The organism is Salimicrobium halophilum (assembly GCF_900100295.1).
Lineage (GTDB): Bacteria > Bacillota > Bacilli > Bacillales > Halobacillaceae > Salimicrobium > Salimicrobium halophilum.
In genome coordinates this window covers 482,504-505,645 of sequence record NZ_FNEV01000001.1, presented here as the reverse complement: position 1 = coordinate 505,645, position 23,142 = coordinate 482,504, and the positions used below count along the sequence as shown (strand labels likewise).

Annotated in this window: 26 protein-coding genes; 23 read left to right on the top strand and 3 right to left on the bottom strand. The window is 46.3% G+C overall.

Annotated features, from left to right (window positions below; genetic code table 11):
- Nucleotides 1–2 precede the first annotated feature (2 nt).
- The 3 genes from rpe to spoVM are packed head-to-tail and all read left to right on the top strand — an operon-like array spanning nt 3 to nt 1,413.
- Nucleotides 3–653 carry a ribulose-phosphate 3-epimerase gene (gene rpe, locus BLQ44_RS02740; RefSeq protein ID WP_093191809.1) on the top strand — a complete coding sequence of 217 codons (651 nt, stop codon included), beginning with the start codon at nt 3–5 and terminating at the stop codon, nt 651–653.
- Between the two features lie 11 nt (nt 654–664).
- Complete coding sequence (locus BLQ44_RS02735) at nt 665–1,318, top strand: thiamine diphosphokinase (RefSeq protein ID WP_093191807.1); 654 nt, start codon at nt 665–667, stop codon at nt 1,316–1,318.
- Nucleotides 1,319–1,335: 17 nt separating this feature from the next.
- Complete coding sequence (gene spoVM / locus BLQ44_RS02730) at nt 1,336–1,413, top strand: stage V sporulation protein SpoVM (RefSeq protein ID WP_093192028.1); 78 nt, start codon at nt 1,336–1,338, stop codon at nt 1,411–1,413.
- 124 nt (nt 1,414–1,537) lie between these two features.
- On the opposite strand, the gene rpmB is transcribed toward spoVM, so the two are convergent.
- Nucleotides 1,538–1,726: a 50S ribosomal protein L28 gene (rpmB, locus tag BLQ44_RS02725; protein WP_093191805.1), complete on the bottom strand. Its 189-nt coding sequence runs from the start codon at nt 1,724–1,726 to the stop codon at nt 1,538–1,540.
- 187 nt (nt 1,727–1,913) lie between these two features.
- Here rpmB and BLQ44_RS02720 point away from each other — a divergent pair, with 187 nt between their 5' ends.
- Nucleotides 1,914–2,279, top strand: coding sequence for an Asp23/Gls24 family envelope stress response protein (locus BLQ44_RS02720; protein WP_093191803.1), 366 nt, complete (start codon nt 1,914–1,916; stop codon nt 2,277–2,279).
- 31 nt (nt 2,280–2,310) lie between these two features.
- A complete protein-coding gene (locus BLQ44_RS02715) occupies nt 2,311–3,969 on the top strand; it encodes a DAK2 domain-containing protein (RefSeq protein WP_093191801.1) in 1,659 nt (552 codons plus the stop codon).
- Nucleotides 3,970–4,064: 95 nt separating this feature from the next.
- Here the strand turns inward: BLQ44_RS02715 and BLQ44_RS02710 are convergent, their stop codons facing one another.
- Nucleotides 4,065–5,339, bottom strand: coding sequence for an NCS2 family permease (locus BLQ44_RS02710; RefSeq protein ID WP_093192026.1), 1,275 nt, complete (start codon nt 5,337–5,339; stop codon nt 4,065–4,067).
- 207 nt (nt 5,340–5,546) lie between these two features.
- Here BLQ44_RS02710 and sdaAB point away from each other — a divergent pair, with 207 nt between their 5' ends.
- The 9 genes from sdaAB (at nt 5,547) to rnc (ending at nt 13,560) form a co-directional block, all read left to right on the top strand.
- Nucleotides 5,547–6,209 carry an L-serine ammonia-lyase, iron-sulfur-dependent subunit beta gene (sdaAB, locus tag BLQ44_RS02705; protein WP_093191799.1) on the top strand — a complete coding sequence of 221 codons (663 nt, stop codon included), beginning with the start codon at nt 5,547–5,549 and terminating at the stop codon, nt 6,207–6,209.
- 14 nt (nt 6,210–6,223) lie between these two features.
- Nucleotides 6,224–7,096, top strand: a complete 873-nt coding sequence (sdaAA, locus tag BLQ44_RS02700; RefSeq protein ID WP_093191797.1) for an L-serine ammonia-lyase, iron-sulfur-dependent, subunit alpha — start codon at nt 6,224–6,226, stop codon at nt 7,094–7,096.
- A gap of 6 nt (nt 7,097–7,102) precedes the next feature.
- On the top strand, nt 7,103–9,139 hold the full coding sequence (gene recG, locus BLQ44_RS02695) for an ATP-dependent DNA helicase RecG (RefSeq protein WP_093191795.1): 2,037 nt from the start codon (nt 7,103–7,105) through the stop codon (nt 9,137–9,139).
- Between the two features lie 81 nt (nt 9,140–9,220).
- Nucleotides 9,221–9,781, top strand: a complete 561-nt coding sequence (gene fapR, locus BLQ44_RS02690; RefSeq protein ID WP_093191793.1) for a transcription factor FapR — start codon at nt 9,221–9,223, stop codon at nt 9,779–9,781.
- 15 nt (nt 9,782–9,796) lie between these two features.
- Nucleotides 9,797–10,795, top strand: a complete 999-nt coding sequence (plsX, locus tag BLQ44_RS02685; protein ID WP_093191790.1) for a phosphate acyltransferase PlsX — start codon at nt 9,797–9,799, stop codon at nt 10,793–10,795.
- Entirely contained in the window at nt 10,792–11,727 is a 936-nt protein-coding gene (gene fabD, locus BLQ44_RS02680) for an ACP S-malonyltransferase (RefSeq protein WP_093191787.1), read from the top strand. The genes plsX and fabD overlap by 4 nt, the downstream gene beginning before the upstream one ends.
- Entirely contained in the window at nt 11,727–12,467 is a 741-nt protein-coding gene (gene fabG, locus BLQ44_RS02675; protein ID WP_093191784.1) for a 3-oxoacyl-[acyl-carrier-protein] reductase, read from the top strand. The genes fabD and fabG overlap by 1 nt, the downstream gene beginning before the upstream one ends.
- A gap of 93 nt (nt 12,468–12,560) precedes the next feature.
- Nucleotides 12,561–12,794, top strand: a complete 234-nt coding sequence (gene acpP, locus BLQ44_RS02670) for an acyl carrier protein (RefSeq protein ID WP_093191782.1) — start codon at nt 12,561–12,563, stop codon at nt 12,792–12,794.
- An 82-nt stretch (nt 12,795–12,876) separates the two neighbouring features.
- Nucleotides 12,877–13,560 (top strand): ribonuclease III, encoded by a 684-nt coding sequence (gene rnc, locus BLQ44_RS02665; protein WP_093191779.1) that lies wholly within the window; start codon nt 12,877–12,879, stop codon nt 13,558–13,560.
- Nucleotides 13,561–13,691: 131 nt separating this feature from the next.
- On the opposite strand, the gene BLQ44_RS02660 is transcribed toward rnc, so the two are convergent.
- Complete coding sequence (locus BLQ44_RS02660) at nt 13,692–13,916, bottom strand: DUF1128 domain-containing protein (RefSeq protein WP_093191777.1); 225 nt, start codon at nt 13,914–13,916, stop codon at nt 13,692–13,694.
- A gap of 146 nt (nt 13,917–14,062) precedes the next feature.
- Between BLQ44_RS02660 and smc the strand changes: the two genes are divergently transcribed.
- The 9 genes from smc to trmD all read left to right on the top strand — a co-directional run bounded on the left by smc (nt 14,063) and on the right by trmD (nt 23,081).
- A complete protein-coding gene (gene smc, locus BLQ44_RS02655; RefSeq protein WP_093191774.1) occupies nt 14,063–17,623 on the top strand; it encodes a chromosome segregation protein SMC in 3,561 nt (1,186 codons plus the stop codon).
- 432 nt (nt 17,624–18,055) lie between these two features.
- Nucleotides 18,056–19,039 carry a signal recognition particle-docking protein FtsY gene (gene ftsY / locus BLQ44_RS02650; RefSeq protein WP_218118997.1) on the top strand — a complete coding sequence of 328 codons (984 nt, stop codon included), beginning with the start codon at nt 18,056–18,058 and terminating at the stop codon, nt 19,037–19,039.
- Nucleotides 19,040–19,113: 74 nt separating this feature from the next.
- Nucleotides 19,114–19,434 carry a putative DNA-binding protein gene (locus BLQ44_RS02645; protein ID WP_093191767.1) on the top strand — a complete coding sequence of 107 codons (321 nt, stop codon included), beginning with the start codon at nt 19,114–19,116 and terminating at the stop codon, nt 19,432–19,434.
- A 12-nt stretch (nt 19,435–19,446) separates the two neighbouring features.
- Entirely contained in the window at nt 19,447–20,787 is a 1,341-nt protein-coding gene (gene ffh / locus BLQ44_RS02640) for a signal recognition particle protein (RefSeq protein WP_093191764.1), read from the top strand.
- An 85-nt stretch (nt 20,788–20,872) separates the two neighbouring features.
- The gene (rpsP, locus tag BLQ44_RS02635) at nt 20,873–21,145 is read left to right on the top strand and encodes a 30S ribosomal protein S16 (protein ID WP_093191762.1); all 273 of its coding nucleotides are present in this window, start codon (nt 20,873–20,875) and stop codon (nt 21,143–21,145) included.
- Nucleotides 21,146–21,159: 14 nt separating this feature from the next.
- Nucleotides 21,160–21,387: a KH domain-containing protein gene (locus BLQ44_RS02630; protein WP_093191759.1), complete on the top strand. Its 228-nt coding sequence runs from the start codon at nt 21,160–21,162 to the stop codon at nt 21,385–21,387.
- Nucleotides 21,388–21,456: 69 nt separating this feature from the next.
- Nucleotides 21,457–21,837, top strand: a complete 381-nt coding sequence (locus tag BLQ44_RS02625) for a YlqD family protein (protein ID WP_093191756.1) — start codon at nt 21,457–21,459, stop codon at nt 21,835–21,837.
- Nucleotides 21,838–22,356, top strand: a complete 519-nt coding sequence (gene rimM / locus BLQ44_RS02620; protein ID WP_093191754.1) for a ribosome maturation factor RimM — start codon at nt 21,838–21,840, stop codon at nt 22,354–22,356.
- Entirely contained in the window at nt 22,356–23,081 is a 726-nt protein-coding gene (gene trmD / locus BLQ44_RS02615) for a tRNA (guanosine(37)-N1)-methyltransferase TrmD (protein WP_093191751.1), read from the top strand. Before rimM ends, trmD begins: the two co-directional genes overlap by 1 nt.
- Nucleotides 23,082–23,142: the final 61 nt, after the last annotated feature.

The window sequence follows — 23,142 nt, the reverse complement described above, 5'->3', positions numbered from 1 at the left end:
CAATGACAAAAATCGCACCATCTATTCTGGCATCGGACTTTGCGAACTTAGGCACAGAAATCAAAGACGTGGAACAAAAAGGAGCAGACTATATCCATGTGGACGTCATGGATGGGAAATTTGTTCCGAACATATCCATAGGTATTCCTGTTGTAGAAGCGATCGGACCAATCACTTCTCTGCCGCTTGATGTGCATCTCATGATTGAGAACCCTGAAAATTATGTCGAAGCATTCGCTAAGGCTGGGGCTTCTATTATCACCGTTCATCAGGAGGCAACTGCTCACCTGCATCGAACGCTGCAACTTATCAAGAACCAGGGTGTGAAAACAGGGGTAGTCATCAATCCAGGTACACCGGTCGAAGTACTGAAGCCGATTCTTTCGGAAGCGGATCTAGTATTGATCATGAGTGTCAACCCGGGATTCGGCGGTCAGGATTTCATTCCTGCTACCCTGAAAAAGATTGAGCAATTGGATACGTGGAGGAAAGAAAACGAGACTTTCACCTATGAAATAGAAGTGGACGGCGGCGTGAATGAGGAAACAGCGTCACGTTGCAAACACGCCGGGGCGGATGTACTTGTAGCCGGAAGCGCCATTTTCAAAAGCGGAAATCGCCAGGAAGCGATAGAAAAGATTCGGAACAGTTAGGAGCTTCAGATATGAAAACTATTGCAATCGTCGGAGGTGGACCGAGCTCATATATTCCTGAACTTTCCAGTGACCTTGCTTCTTTATGGATCGGTGCAGATCACGGAGCCAAGGTGCTTATAGAAAAGGGGATGCCTGTAGATGTAGCAGTAGGAGATTTTGATTCCGTATCCGGGGACATGCTTGCGTTAATCCAAGCGAAGGCGCAAGAGACCAAAGTCTATCCTCAGGAAAAAAATGAAACAGACCTGGAGCTTGCGGTGAATGAAGCTATCGATAGACAGGCGGAGCGGATTCTGTTTTTTGGAGTCACAGGTGGAAGGATGGATCATACGTTAGCTAATATCCAGCTTCTTTATCCTCTTTTGCAGCACGGTGTAGAGGGACGTATCATTGATAACCAAAACGAAATGGAATTAAAACTGGCCGGTTCACATACGATAAATTACAGCACTTCTTATCCATATATTTCTTTTATTCCGATTTCTCTTAAAGTGGAAGGGTTGACACTTCATAATTTCAAATATCCACTTGAGAAAGAAAGTGTCCCCATTGGATCGACCTTGTGTCTGTCTAATCAGCTTTGTGAGGATACAGGTACTTATTTCTTTAAGGAAGGCATAGTATTAGTGGTAAGAAGCAGGGACGAGGGGGACCTTAAGTAAACAGAGGAGGACACGGTGTGAAATTTTATACCATTAAATTACCTCGTTTTGTAGGTGGTTTCGTACGGGCTGTTCTTGGAACGTTCCGGAAGTGAACCATGTTCACTGGTGATGTGGGGGACTTGCTTCGAAAAAGAAGGTCTCTAAAAGCGTCAGCTGGTGGAATTCGTAGCGGTAATCATTAAAAAAAGCACCCTCTATGGGGTGCTTTTTTTAAAGTTACACGCGGGTAACTTTGCCTGATTTCAAGTCGCGAGCAGATACGTAAACCTTCTTAGGCTTACCGTCCACAAGAATACGGACTTTTTGTACGTTAGCTTTAAATTGACGTTTATTAGCGTTCATAGCGTGAGAACGATTGTTCCCGCTGCGGGTTTGACGTCCAGAAACGACACAACGACGTGCCATATCGAATCCCTCCAATTACAATTTAGATACTTAATTACTCTATCATAGAAAAATGTGTAATGCAATCGGTTATATCAAGAATTTTCCCTTGACAGAACAATGGAATTGTTACAAAGTATTATGGGGATGGGGGTTCGTCCTGTGTTATAATAATAGCGCATGGAAGACATGTTAAAGGAGGATCCGAATGTCCGTTGAAATGAATACGAAAAATGGTCAAATTACTATCAGTACTGAAGTGATCTCCACTGTGGCAGGAGGAGCTGCCGTGGAATGTTATGGCATTGTCGGAATGGCTTCGAAGAATCAGCTTCGGGATGGATTGACGGAAATGTTGAAAAAAGAGAATTTCTCCCGGGGTGTCGTTGTAAGGCAGGAAGAAGATCACGTCCACATCGATATGTATATTATCGTAAGTTATGGAACGAAAATTTCAGAGATCGCTCACAACGTGCAGTCTCAAGTGAAGTATACATTAAGTAAAACAATAGGTCTCACCGTGGACTCTGTAAATATCTATATTCAGGGTGTGCGAGTGACCAGTGATGATTAAAGTGAGGTAGAAGGCAAAGGAGGAAGTCAGCGTGAGTTTACAGGAGTTGGATGGGCAGACATTTGCAGCCATGGTGCTGCAGGGCTCCCGTTATTTATCAAAGAACGCTCAGATGATCGATGCTCTGAACGTATTTCCCGTTCCGGATGGTGATACGGGGACGAACATGAATTTGTCGATGACATCCGGACAGGAAGAAGTGAAAAACGTAACCTCGAACCATGCAGGAGATGTGGCCAAGGCGCTCGCCAAGGGGCTTCTCATGGGAGCACGAGGTAATTCGGGAGTAATTTTATCCCAGCTATTCCGTGGTTTTTCCAAGTCACTCGAGAGTAAAGAGACGATTACTACCGGAGACTATGCTGCTGCTATGAGGCAGGGAGTAGAGACAGCTTATAAAGCTGTGATGAAGCCGGTGGAAGGAACCGTTCTTACTGTGGCGCGAGAAGCGAGTGAAGAAGCGGAGAAAGCTGCAGAAGAAGAAGCGGAATTCATTCCGTTTCTCGAACGTGTGGTGAAGGCTGCAAAGAAGTCACTGGATCGTACGCCAGAACTGTTACCGGTATTGAAAGAGGTCGGCGTCGTTGATAGTGGCGGCCAGGGATTTCTGACCATTTACGAAGGGTTTCTTTCCAACCTTAAAGGAGAAGAAGCGCCTGAAGCTGATACCAGTGTGAGCATGGATGACATGGTAAGTGCGGAACACCATAAATTGAACCAGGATTTTATGGAAACCGCCGATATCCACTATGGTTACTGTACGGAATTCATGGTGAAATTCGAGGAAGATAAATTAGCGGAAACCCCCTACGACGAAGAGGCATTCCGTGAAGACCTGAGTGAGTTCGGAGACTCTCTTCTCGTAGTTTCTGATGAAGAACTGATCAAAGTCCATGTTCACGTAGAAGAACCTGGACGCGCACTTTCTCTAGGACAGCAATATGGAAGACTTACAAATATAAAAATCGAAAACATGAGAGAGCAGCATACCTCTATCGTCGGTGAAACGAAATCACCGGCAAAAGAAAAAAGTGATTACGGTATCGTAACCGTAGCCATGGGAGATGGTGTTAAGAAGCTTTTCGAAAGCCTGGGGGCTTCTGTCGTCATTGAAGGTGGACAGACTATGAACCCGTCTACCCAGGATCTCTCCAAAGCTATTGAAAGGGCACATGCCAAACAGGTCCTTATCTTACCTAATAACAAAAACATTATCATGTCAGCCGAACAGGCCGCTGACCTTTCAGAAGATCATGTGGCTGTCGTCCCGAGCAAGACGATCCCTCAAGGTATGAGTGCCATGCTCGGGTACTCTCCGGATCTGTCTCTCGAAGAGAATAAGCAGACGATGACTTCCATGATGGAAGATGTGAAAACAGGGCAGGTGACCTATGCCGTCCGTGACACTTCCTTTGAAGGAATGACCATCGAGAAAGACCATTTCATGGGGATTTTCGATGGAGATATCACTGTTTCACATCCGGAGCGTCTGGATGTGGCCAAAGGTCTTCTTTCTGAAATGATCGATCAGGAAGAGGATGAGATACTCACGGTGATTTACGGGGAAGAAGTGACGGAAGAAGAGCTTGCAGAAGTGAAAGATTATATAGAAGCAGAATTCGAGGAAATGGAAATAGAAATCCATGAAGGTGGACAACCTATCTATTCTTTCATCTTTTCTGTAGAGTAAGAGGACAAGCGTACCGGGAAATGGTGCGCTTTTTCTTTTTGGGAGAGAAATGAATATAAGAATCCCCCGCTTTCCATGCGAAAGCGGGGGTGTAGTTACGTAGAAATGATTCTTAATAAAAATTCAATGAAAAACGCCAAAGCGATCAATATGATCGGAACCGTCAATTCTTTCTGTTTGCCCATAGCGAGTTTGACTATAGGATAAGCGATAAATCCGAATGCCATCCCATCTGGAATAGAATAGGTGAACGGAATCATAGCTATCATCAGAAAGGCAGGAAGGGATTCAGACAGATCATCGAAAGGAATATGTCTGATTTCCTGTACCATCAAAGAACCTACGATAATAAGAATAGGACTGATCGCAGTGGATGGAACAATGGAGATCCACGGAATCACGAATAGCGTAGCGATGAACAATACAGCCATAGTCATGGAGGCGCGCCACGTTTTTCCTCCCGCTGCGATAACCGCTGCACTCTCCGCAGATGAAACCGTTGGAGAAGTGCCCAGAAACCCGCTCGACAGAGAAGAAAAAGCGGTGGCCTGGTAAGACTTATGGAATTTCGTATCCGTCTTATTGCCGACCATATCAAGCTGCCCGTGAATCAGGCCCATGTTCTCGAAAATGATGACAAGGGCGAGTGGAAAGACCGCCATCCAAAACCCGAAATCTACCATCGCTGAGAAATCAGGAGCGAACACCCACTGTTGTTCAGCAAAATTAAGAGCTGGTTGAGGATCATCCAGGACTCCTGTAAAGGAAGCGATGATCGTACCTACCACTAGTGTAACGAGGAAGTTCCCCGGAACATTTTTCGCAAATAGAAAAATGGCGATGAATAAAGTGGCGAGGCTTGTCAACACAACAGGTGATGTAGGGTCTCCTAGAGCAATTAGTGATTGTTCTCCTTTTACGACGACTCCGCCTTTTTCAAGACCCAACAACGCCAGGAAAAACCCGATTCCCACGGTGATGGAGTGGATGAGTGAAAGCGGTAAAGCCCGGCTCAACCATGCACCGAGAGAAGTGAAAGCGGTAATGACAAAAAACACGGATGCCACGACGACCACGGCCAGCCCCTGTTCATACGTGAAATTGTTCCCTTCTACGATAGAATAGGCGAACAGTGCATTGATTCCCATGCCAGGTATGAGGACCATCGGCGCGTTAGCATACAAAGCGATCAGTAAACAGCCCAGTGCACTGGCAAGAATGGTAGCTACCATGCCTGTCTCGAGTGGCAAGCCTGCATCGGAGAGAATTTGACTGTTGACGGCGACGATGTACACGGTCGTGAAATAACCGATAAATCCAGCAATCAGCTCCTGTTTCCAAGAGGTCTGTTGTCCGTTTTTATTCAGCATCTCGTTCTCCTTATGAAATTTGTCCCTCTCCCACCCGGTTACGAATGAACCCACAGCTTTCAATTTTACTTCCTTGCTTCTCAATAATCAAATATAAAATCATTGAAAGCGCTACCTTTCCTTTTGTGACAGCACTGCGTTAATGAGAGAAAGTGGGGATTTTTTCTTGTATATGCTAAAATAAGGGAAGATGAGAGGTGGTTAAAAATGAAATACAGATCTGTATTCGACATTATAGGACCGGTGATGATCGGGCCTTCGAGTTCTCACACCGCGGGAGCTGCGCGTATCGGAAGAGCTGCAAGGCATCTGTTTGGAAGGCAGCCTTCGCAAGTGGACATATATTTGTACGGTTCTTTTAAATCGACTTATAAAGGGCATGGGACGGACGTTGCAATCGTTGGAGGTATTCTGGATTACGATACCTTCGATGATCGCATCAGACAATCCCTAATCAAGGCAGAAGAAGAAGGGATCAGTGTTCGTATCCATGAAGAACAGGCGGGAGCTGATCACCCGAATACAGCGAAAGTCCGTATGCAAGACGGGCAGGATCAACTGGAATTGACGGGGATTTCAATCGGAGGAGGGAAAGTGGAAATCACAGAATTGAACGGGTTTCCACTTCGACTTTCCGGGAATCATCCGGCGATTGTCCTTCTGCATCATGACCGTTATGGAGCGATCGCCTCTGCGACAGGAATTCTCGCTAAAGAGAAGATAAATATAGGTAGAATGGAAGTTTCGAGGACTGCAGCCGGGGAAGCGGCTATGATGGTGATTGAGGTGGATCAGAACATTCCGGATACTGTGATGGAACAACTCGAAGTCGCCGATCATATTACACAGGCAGCGAGAATATCGGATTGAAGGAGAGAATGAATATGTTTCGTAATGTTGAAGAATTGTTAGCTATTGCAAAAGAAGAGGGGATCGCCATATCCGAAGTGATGATCCGCCAGGAGATGAAAACGAGAGAGGCTACTCGCGACGAAGTTTTCGCTACCATGGAACAAAACCTGGCGGTCATGGAAGAGGCGGTCGAAGAAGGACTTCAGGGCGTGAAGTCGCATAGTGGATTGACCGGTGGAGATGCTGTTTTGATACAGAAGTATATGAAGGAACAGACCCCTTTATCGGGAGACCTGCTTCTTGATGCTGTCAGTAAAGCTGTGGCGACGAATGAAGTGAACGCTGCTATGGGAAGGATTTGTGCTACGCCAACGGCAGGAAGTGCCGGTTGCGTACCGGGCACGCTTTTTGCTGTAAAGAACAGACTGAACCCTACAAGAGAAGATATGCTTCGATATTTGTTCACGTCTGGTGCGTTCGGATTTGTAGTGGCGAATAACGCATCTATATCAGGGGCAGCCGGAGGTTGTCAGGCGGAAGTGGGTTCCGCTGCCGGTATGGCTTCGGCGGCTATTGTCGAAATGGCGGGGGGAACTCCTGAGCAATCAGCGGAAGCGATGGCAATAACCTTGAAGAATATGCTAGGATTGATTTGTGACCCTGTAGCAGGACTTGTGGAAGTTCCGTGCGTCAAAAGAAATGCGATGGGTGCTTCCCAGGCAATGGTATCAGCGGATCTGGCTCTGGCCGGAGTAACAAGTAGAATCCCTTGTGATGAAGTGATCGATGCAATGTTCAAAGTCGGTCAGCGGATGCCTTCAGCTTTTCGTGAAACAGCTGAGGGAGGGCTTGCTGCTACCCCTACAGGAAAAGCGCTAGCGAAGAATATCTATGGAAAAGAGTGAGGACCAGTGCTGGATCAATCGGTACAACAAGTGAAGGGAGTGGGGGAAAGACTCGCTTCCTATCTGAATGATCTATCAATCTATACGATACGTGATCTGCTGTTTTATTTTCCGTTCCGTTATGATGAATTTGAAGTGAAGCCACTGACGGAATTGGTTCATAAGGAAACAGCGACACTCGAAGGGAAGGTTGCCACACAACCTTCCCTTGCCTATTATGGCAAGAAAAAATCAAGGCTGACTTTCACGATGCAAGTGGGAGAATTTGCTGTCAAGGTCGTTATGTTCAACCGTGCCTTTCTGAAAAAGAGCCTGGAAATGGATGATACGGTCACGGTGACAGGGAAATGGGACATGCACCGCCTGCAGTTGACAGCTACCCACTTGAAGAAAGGGGAAGCGAAATCCGACGCACCTATCCAGCCGGTTTATTCCGTCAGTGAACATGTGAAACTCTCCACATTGAAAAAAGTGATGCGCGAAGCGATCGAAGAATTCGGAGATCACGTGGATGAAGTGCTCCCCGAAAGTTATCTCGACATGTACAAGTTGCCTCAGAGACATAGGGCGATGCGGGACATGCATTTTCCGGAGAGTCGCATTTTGCTGAAACATGCCCGTAGAAGGTTTACATATGAAGAGCTCCTTCTTTTTCAGTTGCGAATGCAGCTGCTTAGAAAAAGGTATAAAGAAGCGACGGAAGGGAATGCCCTCCATTATGATAACGGAGTCCTTACGGAGTTTGTTGCGTCTCTGCCCTTCTCGTTGACGGAAGCCCAGAAACGTTCTCTGGCAGAAATATTGAAAGACATGAAACAGCCCCATCGTATGAATCGGCTACTTCAGGGGGACGTAGGTTCGGGGAAGACAGTAGTAGCCGCGATCAGTATGTACGGGGCAGTTACGGCCGGGAAGCAGGCAGCTCTTATGGTGCCTACAGAGATACTTGCAGAACAGCATGCTTCTTCTTTACAGCAATTGTTCGGGGGTCGCTTGAACGTTCGACTTTTAACCGGTTCGGTTAAAGGAAACAGGAGAAGGGAAATCATCGAAGAGATCGAAACGGGCACGATCGATATATTGATCGGTACCCACGCATTGATACAGGAAGATGTCAGGTTCTCGAAACTCGGGTTCGTCGTCATCGATGAACAGCACCGGTTCGGGGTGGAACAACGCCGCACTCTTCGTGACAAAGGGATGAAACCTGATGTGTTGTTCATGACGGCTACTCCGATCCCCCGTACATTGGCGATTACAGCGTTCGGTGATATGGACGTTTCTTCTATCGATGAAATGCCCTCCGGTCGTAAAGAAGTGGAGACCTACTGGGTGAAAGGGAAGATGACAGAGCGAGTTCTCGGGTTTATCCGTAAACAGGTCCAACAGGGCGGTCAGGCTTACGTTATTTGTCCTTTGATCGAAGAATCCGACAAGCTTGATATTCAGAATGCTGTCGAGCTTTACGAACAACTCCGGGAAGTATATGAACCTGAGGTCACCGTTGGACTTATGCACGGAAGGTTGTCGAATGAAGAGAAGGAAGGGATCATGACTGAGTTCGCAGAGAACCGGACACAAATTCTTGTATCCACTACTGTCGTGGAGGTGGGTGTTGATGTTCCCAATGCAAGTGTGATGGTCATCTATGATGCCGATCGTTTCGGACTCTCGCAGCTTCACCAGCTTCGAGGAAGGGTGGGACGCGGAGAGCGTCAAAGTTATTGCATACTTCTCGCTGAGCCGAAAGGCGACACAGGAAAAGAAAGAATGAGGATCATGACAGAGACGACGGACGGATTCAAACTATCGGAAGAGGATTTGAAAATCAGGGGTCCGGGGGATTTTTTTGGAAGAAAACAAAGTGGACTTCCTGAATTCAAAGTCGCAGACATGGTTCACGATTACCGGGCGCTAGAGACCGCCAGAAAAGATGCGGCTGAAATCATCGACAGTGGATGGTTGGAGGAAAAAGAGGAATTCCGGTCTTTAAGGAACATGTTGAGACATGATCTTGAAAATATTGGAGAGGTCCTTGATTAACTCACATCTGTTGCGTTAACAAGTATAGTATTATATATTACTATTAGTACCTAGTCATAAAAATGGACGGTGGAGAAGAGAATGAAAAAAGGGAAACAGCAAAGGCAAAAGGAACTTCAGGAAACGATTGAAGCGACCCCCTTTGTGACAGATGATGAGCTTGCGAAGAAATTTTCCGTAAGTATACAGACGATTCGGCTCGATCGTATGGAACTTCAGATTCCTGAGGTGAGGGAAAGAATCAAATCAGTGGCACACCAGGAATGGACGGAGACGGTGAAAGCTTTGTCCATCGATGATGTCATAGGAGAAGTCGTCGATCTTGTGCTTGATGAGAAAGCGATCTCGATCATGGATATCAAAGATGAACACGTCTTCTCCCGTAATGATATAGCCAGAGGGCACCACTTATTTGCGCAAGCCAATTCCCTTGCTGTAGCTGTCATCGATGATGAACTGGCACTGACAGCAAGCTCCTCTCTGAAATTCACCCGACAGGTGAAGCGCGGGGAGCGGGTCGTTGCCAAAGCGAAGGTGCGTGGCTTGGATGAGAAGAAACGCACCATAGTGGAAGTTACGAGCTATGTAGGACAGGAAGAAGTGTTTTCTGGAACGTTTTATATGTATCGTTCCGAAGAGTAGAAGGAGAGAGACGTCATGAAACTAGCTATTGATGCGATGGGCGGGGACCACGCACCCGAGGCGATTGTGAAAGGTGCGATGGAAGCCCTTCAGACATATGAAGACATAGAGATTACCCTGATAGGGGACGAAGAGAAGATCCATGCGTTTTCGGAATCGAGAGAACGTCTTCATGTTGTGCATACATCCGAAGTGATCACGAATGAAGATGAACCGGTACGTGCCGTGAGGAGAAAAAAGCAGTCCTCGCTGGTTCTTGCGGCTACGGAGGTGAAGGAAGGACGGGCGGATGCCTGTATTTCAGCCGGGAACACCGGAGCTCTGATGAGTGCCGGTCTGTTTGTTGTCGGACGTATAAAAGGGGTGGACCGCCCCGCATTAAGCCCGACCCTTCCCACTCTTGACGGCAAAGGGTTCCTCATGCTGGATGTCGGTGCGAACGTAGATGCAAAACCGAATCACCTGTTGCAATACGGAATCATAGGTTCGATTTATGCAGAGCAGGTCCGCGGAATCAATAATCCGAGAGTGGGCTTATTGAACGTGGGCACAGAAGATGGAAAAGGAAGCGATCTTACGAAACAAGCCTTTACCATGCTGCAGGAAGCTCCGATTCATTTTGTCGGAAATGTCGAATCGAGGGATCTTCTCGATGGGGTGGCAGATGTTGTCGTGACGGACGGATTCACAGGTAACATCGCGCTGAAGACGATCGAGGGGACAGCGATGAATATGTTCAAGATGATCAAAGAGACATTCATGTCCAGCATAAAGACAAAAGTGGCTGCGGCTCTTGTCAAAAATGATTTAAAAAAGCTCAAAGACCAGCTTGACTATTCGGAATACGGAGGAGCAGGTTTGCTTGGCCTTTCTGCTCCTGTAATCAAAGCGCATGGCTCTTCAGATCAGAACGCGATTGTGAATGCTGTGCGTCAGGCACGTGATATGGTGAAGAAGGATGTTTCTTCCACGATTCAAACAACTCTTGAACAAATGGAAGGTGAAAAAGAATGAAAAAAGTAGCGTTTGTATTTCCTGGACAAGGTTCCCAAAAGGTTGGGATGGGGAAGGATCTATACGAATCATTCCCTCTCGTGAAGCATCTGTTTGACGAAGCGGACGATGCTCTCGGGTATTCTTTGACTTCACTTATGTTCGAAGGTCCTGAAGAAGAACTTACGAAAACGGAGAATGCACAACCGGCCTTACTGCTTGTCAGTGCTGCTATTGACCAGCTGTTAAAGAAAGAAGGGATGAAGCCGGATATGGCTGCCGGCCATAGTCTCGGCGAGTATAGTGCCCTCGTATCCGCCGAATCTCTCGGGGCCCTTGAAGGGGTACGCCTTGTACATACCCGTGGAAAGCTGATGGAAGAAGCTTATCCATCAGGGAAAGGGGCTATGAGTGCCGTTCTCGGATTGTCTACTGCTGAAATCGAGGAAGCTATAGGAAGTGTAGATGGTGTCGTGAATATCGCCAATATCAACTGTCCGGGTCAGGTAGTCATTTCCGGAGATAAGCCATCTGTATCGAAAGCCGAAGAGAATCTGAAAGAAAAGGGAGCAAAGCGGGTGATGCCCCTTAACGTCAGCGGACCGTTCCATTCGGATCTTATGAAACCCGCAGCAGAGGATTTCGCTTCCTATTTGAACGAAATAGCGGTAGAAGACGCAAGGGTACCGGTATATGCGAACGTAACAGCTGGTCCTGTGAAGGAAAAAGAAGAGATAAGCAGGCTTCTCGTAGAGCAACTCTATTCTCCGGTGCGCTTTCAGGAAACGCTGGAAGCCTTCGTTCAGGAAGGTGTGGACGCCATCGTGGAAATAGGAGAAGGGAAAGTGTTGTCGGGACTCGTAAGAAAAGTGGAAAGACGAATGAAAACATTCCAGATCAATGATAAAGATAGTCTTGAAGCTTTCATTGACTGGTATAAGGAGGATTCATAATGTTCGAAGGACAGACGGCGCTAGTCACAGGAGCGTCCCGTGGAATCGGAAAAGCCATTGCTCTTGAACTTGCTAAGAAGGGGGCGAAAGTGGCAGTAAACTATGCCGGTAGTGAAGAGAAGGCGCAGGCGGTCGTTGATGAGATTCTGGCTGCCGGCGGAGAAGCGTTCAAGATCAAGGCGGATGTATCGAAGGAAGAAGATGTAAAGGTTATGATCAAAGAAGTAGTCGATACATTCGGAAGTCTGGAGCTTCTTGTGAACAACGCGGGTATTACGAAAGACAACTTGCTGATGAGGATGAAGGAAGAAGATTTCGAGTCTGTCATTGATACTAACTTAAAAGGAGTCTTTCTTACCACTAAAGGGGTGACGCGCCAGATGATGCGCCAGAAGTTCGGTCGTATCGTCAATGTCTCCTCTATCGTCGGTGTCTCAGGGAACCCTGGCCAGGCAAACTATGTAGCAGCGAAGTCCGGTGTGATAGGTCTTACAAAATCCAATGCCAAGGAACTTGCTGCTAAGAATATCAGGGTGAATGCTGTGGCACCTGGATACATCGCTACTGACATGACAGACGAGCTCACAGAGGAGCAAAAAGAGCAGATGCTTTCATTGGTTCCGTTAAATCGCCTTGGAACAGGGGAGGATGTCGCAAGAGTCGTTCGTTTTCTTCTGAGTGAAGATGCTGAATATATGACAGGTCAGACGCTTCACGTAGACGGCGGTATGGTCATGTAAGCGAAACCTGCCGTTTTTTACGAAAGAAGACGGAGAAATACACTGGTTTTTTGGACCGAATTTTACTATAATATCTGAAGGGAGGTGACCGGAATGGCCGAGACATTTGAAAAAGTGAAAGAGATCATCGTAGATCGTCTGGATGTCGAAGAATCTAAAGTGACGATGGAAGCGTCTTTCAAAGAAGACCTGGAAGCTGATTCACTTGATGTAGTTGAACTTGTAATGGAACTTGAAGATGAGTTCGACATGGAAATCTCTGATGAAGAAGCAGAAAAAATCAATACAGTGGGAGACGCTGTCAATTACATAGACAGTCAGTCTTAAATGTTGGAGCTGCCTGCATGTCAGGCAGCCTTTCCTGTAAAAAAAGATAAACAAAAGTACAATGCAAAGGAACGGGTGACCTATGGGGGATCTAACTAAGCTTCAGGAACATATGAACGTACCATTTTCTGACATATCGCTCTTGGAGCAGGCTTTTACCCATTCATCTTATGTGAATGAGCATCGTCATACGGATCGGGAAGATAATGAACGTCTTGAGTTTCTTGGAGATGCCGTACTGGAACTCGGGGTTTCCCAGTACCTGTACAGAAAATATCCGAATATGGCAGAAGGGGATTTGACGAAGTTACGTGCTTCTATCGTGTGTGAAGCCTCTCTCGTCGATTTTGCCAATGACTTGAACTTCCAGGATTATGTGCTACTTGGAAAAGGGGAAGAGATGACCGGTGGCCGTCACCGCCCTGCTCTTCTCGCGGATGTTTTTGAAGCGTTTATCGGCGCTTTGTATCTTGATCAGGGATTCGACCGTGTTCTATCTTTTCTAAGTTACTATATCTATCCGAAGATCAAACGTGGTGCTTTTTCTCATGCGATGGATTATAAAAGCCAGCTTCAGGAATTCATTCAGCGGGAGAAACAGGCGGATATCGATTATCAGATTGTAGAAGAACGAGGTCCTGCGCACAACCGGGAATTTATTGCTCATGTACATATTCACGGGGATACCGCAGGAATCGGGATAGGAAGAACAAAGAAAGAAGCCGAACAGAAAGCCGCGGAAGAAGCGTTGGAGAAGCTTAAGTAAAGGTTCAGATACCTTCTTTCGAGGAATGAGCGCGCACAAAAGCTTCCTAAAAAAACTCCGAACAATTATAGTTCAATTGTTCGGAGTTTTTTGTGGTCCCATCCATGTTGTTGTAAAGCGAGTGTTCCGATTCAGTATTTACGGTATTTAGACAGTTCAGAGACGAACGCCTGAATCTCCGACACGCTAAGCTGCCCTTTCATTTCGATGATATCGTAAAGTTCTTTGATATCATGATAATGATCAAGGTCGAAATCTTCCGGGTCGAGGAGGCCGCGGTTGACCACCTGCAATCGATCAGCGAGTGTTTCTATTAGTGTGTTCAAATTATCTCTGTTTGCTTCTTCCAAACTCATGGTATCTTCCCCCTATTTTTTGCTATTGTCTATGATAGATGATTACAGGAGATTTTGAAACCCCTCGAAAACCCAGGTGGGCGCGTCAATATTATTATGATAGAATAATTAAGTTAGAGAAAGAATGACAAACAGGAGGATAAGAGATGTTCCTCAAACAATTGGAGACGGCTGGGTTCAAATCCTTCGCCGACAAAATAGATATTAAATTCGTTTCGGGAGTGACGGCTGTCGTAGGGCCGAACGGAAGCGGAAAGAGTAACATAACGGATGCGATCCGGTGGGTGCTTGGAGAACAGTCCGCCCGCTCATTGCGCGGAAGCAAAATGGAGGATGTCATCTTTTCCGGAAGTGAAACGAGACATTCCAAAGGGTATGCAGAAGTAACACTTACTCTGGACAATGAAGATCATACCTTGCCACTTGAGTTTGAAGAAGTGCAGGTGACCAGGCGGGTTTACCGTTCCGGGGATAGTGAATTCTATATAAATCAGGAAAGCTGCCGGCTGAAAGATATTGTAGACCTCTTCATGGATTCCGGACTTGGCAGAGAAGCCTTCTCTATTATTAGTCAGGGCAAGGTGGAGGAGATATTAAGTTCTAAACCTAAAGACCGCCGGGTCATTTTCGAGGAAGCAGCCGGAGTGTTGAAATACAAACAAAGGAAACGGAAAGCGGAAGCGAAACTCGAAGAAACAGAAGATAACCTGTACCGTGTGAAGGATATCCTATCAGAAATCGAAGACCGGGTGGAGCCATTAAAGGAACAGGCTTCGATCGCACGTGATTATCTGGAAAAGAAAGAAGAACTTGAAACAGAAGAAGTGGCTCTTCTCGTCACGCAGATTGAAGATATGCACGGAGAATGGCAAGCTTTGGAAGCTTATATCGAATACCACCGGAAGCAGGAACAGGAGCTTGACGAAAAGGTGGAACAAAAACAGACGGAAGTGGAAAACAAGCGTGAAGAGACAGCTCATCTTGACAGTCTGATTGAAGAAACGCACGGGACGATGCTTCAGTTGACCAAAGAGCTGGAGGGATTGAACGGTAAAAGAGAGCTTTTCCAGGAGAAGAAAAAGCATTATGAAGAGAAAAAGGAAAGTCTGGAAAATGATCGCGTGAAAATGAGGAAAGAGCTGACATCTTCAGAGGAAGCCTTAAAGGAAGCAAAGGAACATAAGCGGAAGAAAAAGCGGATAGAAAAAGATACGAAAGATCAGATTGATCGTACGGCCTCAGCGCTATATGAGGAAATCGACACGATAGAACAAACGATTGAAAGCTTGAAAGCTGATTACATCGATCTTCTTAATGATCAGGCAGCAAAGAGAAATGAAAAGCAGCATCTAAAGAGACGTGCCGACCAACTGAAGACGAACCAGTCTGACGAAAGAACGACTGAACTTCGTGAAGAATTGACAAAAATGAAAGGTACCCATCAGGATATTGTGGAGAAATTGCACCCTCTAGAAGCTGAGGAAGTACAATTGACGACTGAACTTAAAGAGAAAGAAGATCAGTGGAAACAGACGAAACAATCCTATGAAGAATGGCAGCAGAAGTTGTATCAGGGTTATCAGCATATGGAGAGCCTCCGTTCGAAAAAAGGTGCTCTTGAAGAGATGAAGGAATCCTTCGCCGGTTACTTTCAAGGGGTGAAAGCTGTGTTGAAAGCTCGGGACAACCGCCAACTCAAGGGAGTAGAGGGATCTGTTCTTGAGAAAGTGACCATTCCGAAAGAGTTCATGACAGCCATCGAAACAGCACTCGGAGCTCAGGCTCAGCACGTAATCACTGCGGATGAAGCTTCCGCGCGTAATGCTATCGAATGGCTGAAGAAAACGAATCAGGGGCGGGCCACCTTTCTTCCCATGGAAGCTATCAAGGAGAGGTTCGTTCCTGAACGTACGCTTGAAGGGGTGAGAAAGGAAAGTGGATTCGTCGGTGTCGCAAGTGCTCTCATTCAGGTGGATTCTAAATACAATGCAATCCTCCGTAACTTGCTTGGCCACATACTGATTGCCGACACACTGGAGACGGCAAATGCTATTGCGCGGAAGACCGGACGTAAATTCAAAGTAGTCACGCTTGAAGGAGATGTTGTGAACCCGGGTGGTTCGATGTCGGGCGGTGCAAAGTCCGGCAAGTCTTCATCTCTTTTCTCACAGGAACAGGAATTGAAAGACCTTACAGAGAAAGTTGCAGACTATGAAGAGAAAATGAAGCGCGCCGAGAAGAAGGTGAAGTCGCTGAAAGAATCGATGGAAGAACAGGAACGACACCTGCAGAAAGTAGAGCAGAAAAGTAGTGAGGTCGAAAAAGAAGTCCGTACCCACAGGGAAGAAGAGCGGAAACTACAATTCTCCATCGATAATTATGAAGAGCGGCTTGCCTTTCTCGACCGTGAGTATGTCCAGCAAAAAGAAGAGTATGACAAGACGAGTAAAGATATGCTTGCCATCGACAGTGATCTCGATGAGCTTGAGAAGAAAATCGAACAGACTCAGCAGGAAATCGACCGGTTGACGAATGTCAAAGCAGAAAAAGAACAAAACAAAGATGCTCTAAGGAAGAAAGAACAGGAATTGAAAGTGCAGCTTGCTACTCACCAGGCGGAAGCAAGGAATGCAGAAGAAAAGGTGCGTCAGATCGAAGCGGAGCATAAAGAGAAAGCGGCTTCTCTTCAAAAGGTGGAAGAAAGTTACGAAGAGCTGATGTCGTTCTTCCACTCTGAAGAAACTAAGGAAGAACTCGAAGAGAAGATAAATGCGAAGGGTGAAGAAAAAGAAGCATTGTCCTCGAAGCTTACAGAAGCGAAGGATAAGCGCAGGTTGTTACAGACCGAAGTGGAAGACCTGGATGCTGTGATCAGAGAAACGAATCGTATTCATTCGAATTTTGTACAGAACCTCCAGGATAAAGAGGTGAAAGCGAATCGGCTCGACGTTGAGCTTGAAAACCTGCTTCGCTACCTTGAAGAGGAATATGTAATGACCTATGAGAAAGCGAAGGCAACGTATGAACGTGTAGCTGATGTAGACGAAGCTACAACCAGGGTGAAATTGATCAAGCGGGGCATCGAAGAGCTGGGGACGATAAACCTCGCAGCGATCGATGAATATGAAGAAGTGAGAGAACGTTTCGAGTTTCTCAAAGGGCAGGAAGAGGACCTCCTTTCAGCAAAAGAAACCTTGCGTACAGTCATGAGTGAAATGGATCAGGAGATGGAACGGAAGTTCAAAGAAACGTTCCAGGCGATTCGCGGTCAATTCGAACATGTATTCCGACAACTCTTCGGGGGAGGTAAAGCTGATCTGACTCTCACAGACCCGGATGATCTTTTAGAGACAGGGGTAGAGATCGTAGCCCAACCACCAGGTAAGAAACTGCAGAACATGAACCTGCTCTCGGGAGGCGAACGGGCACTCACTGCTATCACCCTCTTATTTTCTATTCTGAAGGTACGTCCTGTACCGTTCTGCGTGCTTGATGAGGTGGAAGCTGCTTTGGATGAAGCGAATGTCGATCGTTTCGCTCAATTCCTTACAGATTTCAGTGCTGAAACCCAGTTCATCGTCATCACTCACCGCAAGGGTACGATGGAACATGCAGATGTTTTATATGGAGTTACGATGCAGGAGTCAGGCGTTTCCAGCGTCGTCTCTGTGAAGCTTGAGGAATCGGAATCATTACTAGAAGTGTAAAGGAAGGAAGGTTAGATGGGATTTTTCAAAAAACTGAAAGAAAAGTTTACCCCGATCGAAGTCGGAGAACCAGTCGATCATGAAAAAGAAGACGCAGAGGATGTAGAAGCACCCGCCCGGGAGGAAGAAACCGGAACAGAGACCTCTGAAGATCGTTCCAGACAGGACGATCCATCAATCGACGAAGCTACAGACTCTGATAAAGGAGCACTTGAGCTTGATGAAGCGGAAGAAAGTGAAAAATTAGAAAGCCCTGTGACCGAAGAGACTCCTGAGCTTGAAGAACCGGAAACGGAAGAAACTGTGGAACTCGAAGCTCCTGCACAGGAAAAATTGGAAGCTCCGGAGACGGAAGAACCGGAAGCCAAGCTGCAGGAACCTCCTTCTCATGAATCGGAAGAGGAATGGACGGAAGAAGAATTACCGGAACCTGTGGAAGATGGGGAAAAAGTCTCTATTGCAGAGAAATTCAAAAAAGGCCTTGCCAAAACGAGGAACTCGTTTTCAACGAAAATCAATGATCTCGTAGCTAAATACAGGGAAGTGGATGAGGAATTCTTCGAAGAGCTTGAGGAAGTTCTGATCTCCGCAGACGTCGGAGTTCATGCCGTCATGGAACTGATCGAAGAACTGGAGATGGAAGTGAAGCGCCGTAATATCAAGGATACGAAGGAAGTAAGAGAAGTGATTTCCGAGAAACTCGTAGAGCTTTATTACGGGGAAGATGATGAAGAGGAAGTCGAAGGTCTTCATGAAGAAGAAGGCGACCTCACGGTGTATCTGTTCGTCGGTGTCAACGGTGTTGGAAAAACGACTTCTATTGGCAAACTCGCGTATCAGTTGAAGCAGGAAGGGAAGAAAGTGCTTCTTGCGGCTGGAGATACGTTCCGTGCCGGTGCCATCGAACAGTTGGATGCATGGGGCAAAAGAGTCGGGGTCGATGTCATCAAGCATAATGCGGGCAGCGATCCGGCCGCAGTCGTTTATGACGGAATCCAGGCTGCCAAGTCAAGAAAAGCGGACGTGCTCATCTGTGATACAGCCGGACGTCTGCAGAACAAAGTGAACCTGATGAATGAATTGTCCAAAGTGAAAAAGGTCATCTCCCGGGAGATTCCAGAAGCTCCTCATGAGGTGCTACTCACGCTGGACGCTACTACAGGGCAGAACGCAATGAGCCAGGCGAAAACGTTCTCCGAAGCGACCGATGTGACAGGGATTGTACTGACTAAGCTGGATGGTACTGCAAAAGGTGGTATCATTCTGGCGATCCGCCGGGAGCTTGAGATTCCGGTGAAACTCGTTGGTCTCGGTGAAGGCGTGAACGATCTTGAAACATTTGATGCTCATGCATTCGTGTATGGATTGTTCGCTGATATGATTGATGATTATGAAGAAGAGACAGAGAAGGGATAATCCTTGACAGCCCTTCCTTCCCTCCTTTAGTATTAATGTTTGTAAAGGTATTTCACTTAACAAGGAGTAGAGGGATGCTCGAAAAGACAACGAGAGTTAATTTTTTGTTTGATTTTTATCAATCGCTTTTGACTCCTAAACAAAGAAGTTACATGGAGCTGTACTTTCTCGAGGATTATTCGCTTGGAGAGATATCGGAAACCTTCGATGTTTCGAGACAGGCCGTCTATGATAACATTAGGCGCACAGAAATGATGCTTGAGGAGTATGAAAATAAACTGCTTCTGTACGATAAGTTCAGTAAGCGTCAGAAGCTACTGGATGAGATGGAACAATCGCTTGAAGAACGGGACCCGTTAAAGCGATATGTGGATCAACTGAGAGAATTAGAATAGGGGGTCTTCCGAATGGCTTTTGAAGGACTTTCAGATCGTTTGCAGGAAACGATTCAGAAGATAAAAGGAAAAGGGAAAGTCACCGAGCAGGATGTTAAAGAGATGTCCCGAGAAGTTCGTCTGGCTCTGCTTGAAGCCGACGTCAACTTCAAAGTCGTAAAGGATTTCGTGAAAAGAATCCGTGAACGTGCCATCGGTCAGGAAGTAATGGAGAGCCTGACTCCCGGACAGCAGGTCATTAAAGTCGTCAAAGAGGAGCTTACGGAGCTGATGGGTGGCGATGAGAGTAAAATCGCCGTAGCGAAAAAGCCTCCTACTGTCATTATGATGGTAGGTCTTCAGGGTGCCGGTAAGACGACGACTACCGGGAAGCTTGCCAATCTTCTTCGCAAGAGCTATAACCGTAAACCGCTTCTTGCAGCGGCCGATGTCTATCGTCCGGCAGCCATCGATCAGCTCGAGACAATCGGGAAACAGCTTGATTTCCCTGTGCATTCCCAAGGGACAGAAGCTGATCCTGTGGATATCGCCAAACAGGCCGTGGAACAAGCAAAAGAAGACCATCAGGATTACGTCATCATCGATACGGCCGGTCGTCTTCATATTGACGGAGAGCTTATGGGTGAACTTGGCCGGGTCAAAGAGGCGGTCAATCCGGATGAAATCTTTCTCGTCGTAGACGCGATGACCGGTCAGGATGCCGTGAACGTAGCGGAGAGCTTTGATGAACAACTCGATATCTCCGGTGTTCTCCTGACGAAACTTGACGGGGATACCCGAGGTGGTGCTGCTCTTTCCATCAAGGCAGTGACCGGGAAACCGATCAAATTCGTAGGTATGGGAGAGAAACTGGATGAGCTTGAAGTCTTTCATCCGGAACGTATGGCATCCCGTATCCTCGGTATGGGGGACATGCTCACCCTTATCGAAAAAGCGGAAACGCAGGTGGATGAAAAGCAGGCGAAAGAATTAGAAGCCAAGATGAAGAATGCTTCTTTCACCTTTGACGACTTCCTCGAGCAGATGGATCAGGTCAAAAACATGGGACCACTGGATGAAATCATCAATATGATTCCTGGTGCGAACAAGATGAAAGGGTTGCAGAACGCTTCCTTCGACGATAAACAGATCGTCCATGTGGAAGCCATCATTCAGTCCATGACGAAAAAGGAACGTCATGACCCTTCTGTGATGAACGCGAGCCGTAAGAAGCGGATCGCCAAAGGTTCAGGTACGTCTGTATCCGAAGTGAACAGGCTCTTGAAACAGTTCAATGAAATGAAGAAGATGATGAAACAATTCAGCAATCAAAAAGGCAAAAAAGGAAAAGGAATGAATTTTCCTTTTATGTAATGGAAAAATGCTTTACACAGTTTTGAACTTCTGCTAAAATCTTAATCTGTGTGAGTCATTAATATTAATCGGAGGTGCAATAAATATGGCAGTTAAAATTCGTTTGAAGCGCATGGGTGCAAAGCGTAACCCATTTTATCGTGTAGTAGTAGCAGATTCCCGTTCCCCTCGTGATGGTCGTATCATTGAGCAGATCGGAACGTATAACCCGGTAGCAAATCCGGTAGAAGTGAACATTGATCAGGAGAAAGCTCTTCAGTGGATGACTGATGGTGCTCAGCCGAGTGACACAGTCCGTAACCTTTTCTCCAAAGAAGGAATCATGAAGCAGTTCCACGATAAAAAAAATCAAAAATAAAGTAGTGTGATCTCATGAAAACCTTGCTTGAAACGATTGTTTCACCGTTGATCGATCATCCTGAGGAACTGGTTATCGACGTGAATGAAGAACCGGATAAGGTAGTCTATCACGTAACTGTTCATCAGGATGATGTAGGGAAAGTGATCGGTAAGAACGGCAGGATCGCGAAGTCGATTCGCACCGTCGTCTATGCAGCTAATAGAGACAACAACAAGAAGGTTTATGTAGATATCATGTAAGAAGAGGGAGAGGGATTTAAAACCTTTCCCTTTTTTTGCATCCGAAAAGGGGTGACGCTCTTGAGAATAATGAAAAAAGTCCCGGTGAAAGTTGTCCTCACAGAAACAGAGCGAAACAAACAAAGCGATCGCCTGCGTAACCAGCGGAAGCAAGTGGAAACGGAAAAGGAACAGCTTCATTTTGAACAGAAGAAGTTAGAGCACAAGTACGGTACACTGCCTTCAAAGATCGAAGAACGGATGAGTCAGGAAATCAAACAGCGGGAGAATAAGGTGGAAGCGATCAGCTATCAATTAGAACAGCTGGATATCCTTCCTGAGAGTTATGAACTGACAGTCGAAGAAGTGGATAGTGTCATAGATATCGAAGAAGGTATGGGATGGGAAACACTGAAGGATAGAGAAATCGTCATTGAAGATGGAGTCATAAAGCGAGTGAGGGATGTTTAAATGGATCAAGAGTATTTGAATGTCGGTAAAATCATCAATACCCATGGAATAAAAGGGGAAGTGAAGGTCAAGCGCATCACGGATTTCGAGGAACGTTTCGAAGAAGGTAATACGTTGTACTGGACGAATGAAGGTAATGAACAGGTGACGGAACTTGTCGTTGGCAACCACCGTATCCATAAGGGTTTTGATCTTCTTACTTTCGAGGGCTATCCGACTGTAAACGAAGCGGAATCTTTGAGAGATGGGATGTTAATGGTCGAAAAAGATAATCCGGGCATCCTTTATGAAGATGAATATTATTTTCATGAAATCATCGGATGTTATGTGTATACAACCGGTGGCCATTATGTCGGGACCATCAAAGAAATCCTGACCCCTGGTGCGAATGATGTATGGGTGGTAGAGAGAGAAGGGAAAGGAGATGCGCTTATCCCTTACATTGAAGATGTCGTTACGTATATCGATGTAGTAAAGAAATCGATTATTATTGAACCTATGGAGGGACTGTTGGACTGATGCATATTGATATTCTGACATTATTTCCGGAAATGTTCGAAGGGGTTCTCCGCTCTTCTATTTTAAAACGGGCCGGGGAAAATGGTGCTTTCACCCATCGGTTCATCAATTTCCGGGATTACACGACGAACAAGCATAACAAAGTCGATGATTATCCGTATGGAGGGGGAGCAGGACTTGTTCTTACCCCGCAGCCGATGTTTGATGCCATGGAGGCGATCAATCCCGACAAAGAAGCCAGAGTCATTCTTATGTGTCCTCAAGGAGAACCTCTGACTCAGCGTAAAGCAGAAGAACTCTCGGAGGAGAATCATCTGGTGTTTTTGTGCGGCCATTATGAGGGATACGATGAAAGGATTCGTGAACACCTCGTTACGGATGAGATCTCCATCGGTGACTATGTCCTTACTGGCGGAGAGCTGCCGGCAATGGTTACGATGGATGCTGTCGTGCGATTACTTCCCGGAGTCCTGGGTAATGAGCAGTCGGCTCCGGAAGATTCGTTTTCGAACGGACTACTTGAACATCCTCATTATACGCGCCCACAGAACTTTCGGGGGATGGAAGTGCCCGAGGTTCTAACATCAGGGAACCATGCCAAAATAGACGAATGGCGCCGCAAAGAGTCTTTGAAAAGGACGGCTGCCAGACGTCCCGATCTCCTCGATAAAGTAGAGCTTTCGGATAATGAAAAGGCTTTGATAGAAGAATGGAAAAAAAGCTGATAAACCCTTGTGTTAAAAGGGATAATATGCTATATTATACGTTGTGCTTAAACGTTCGGTT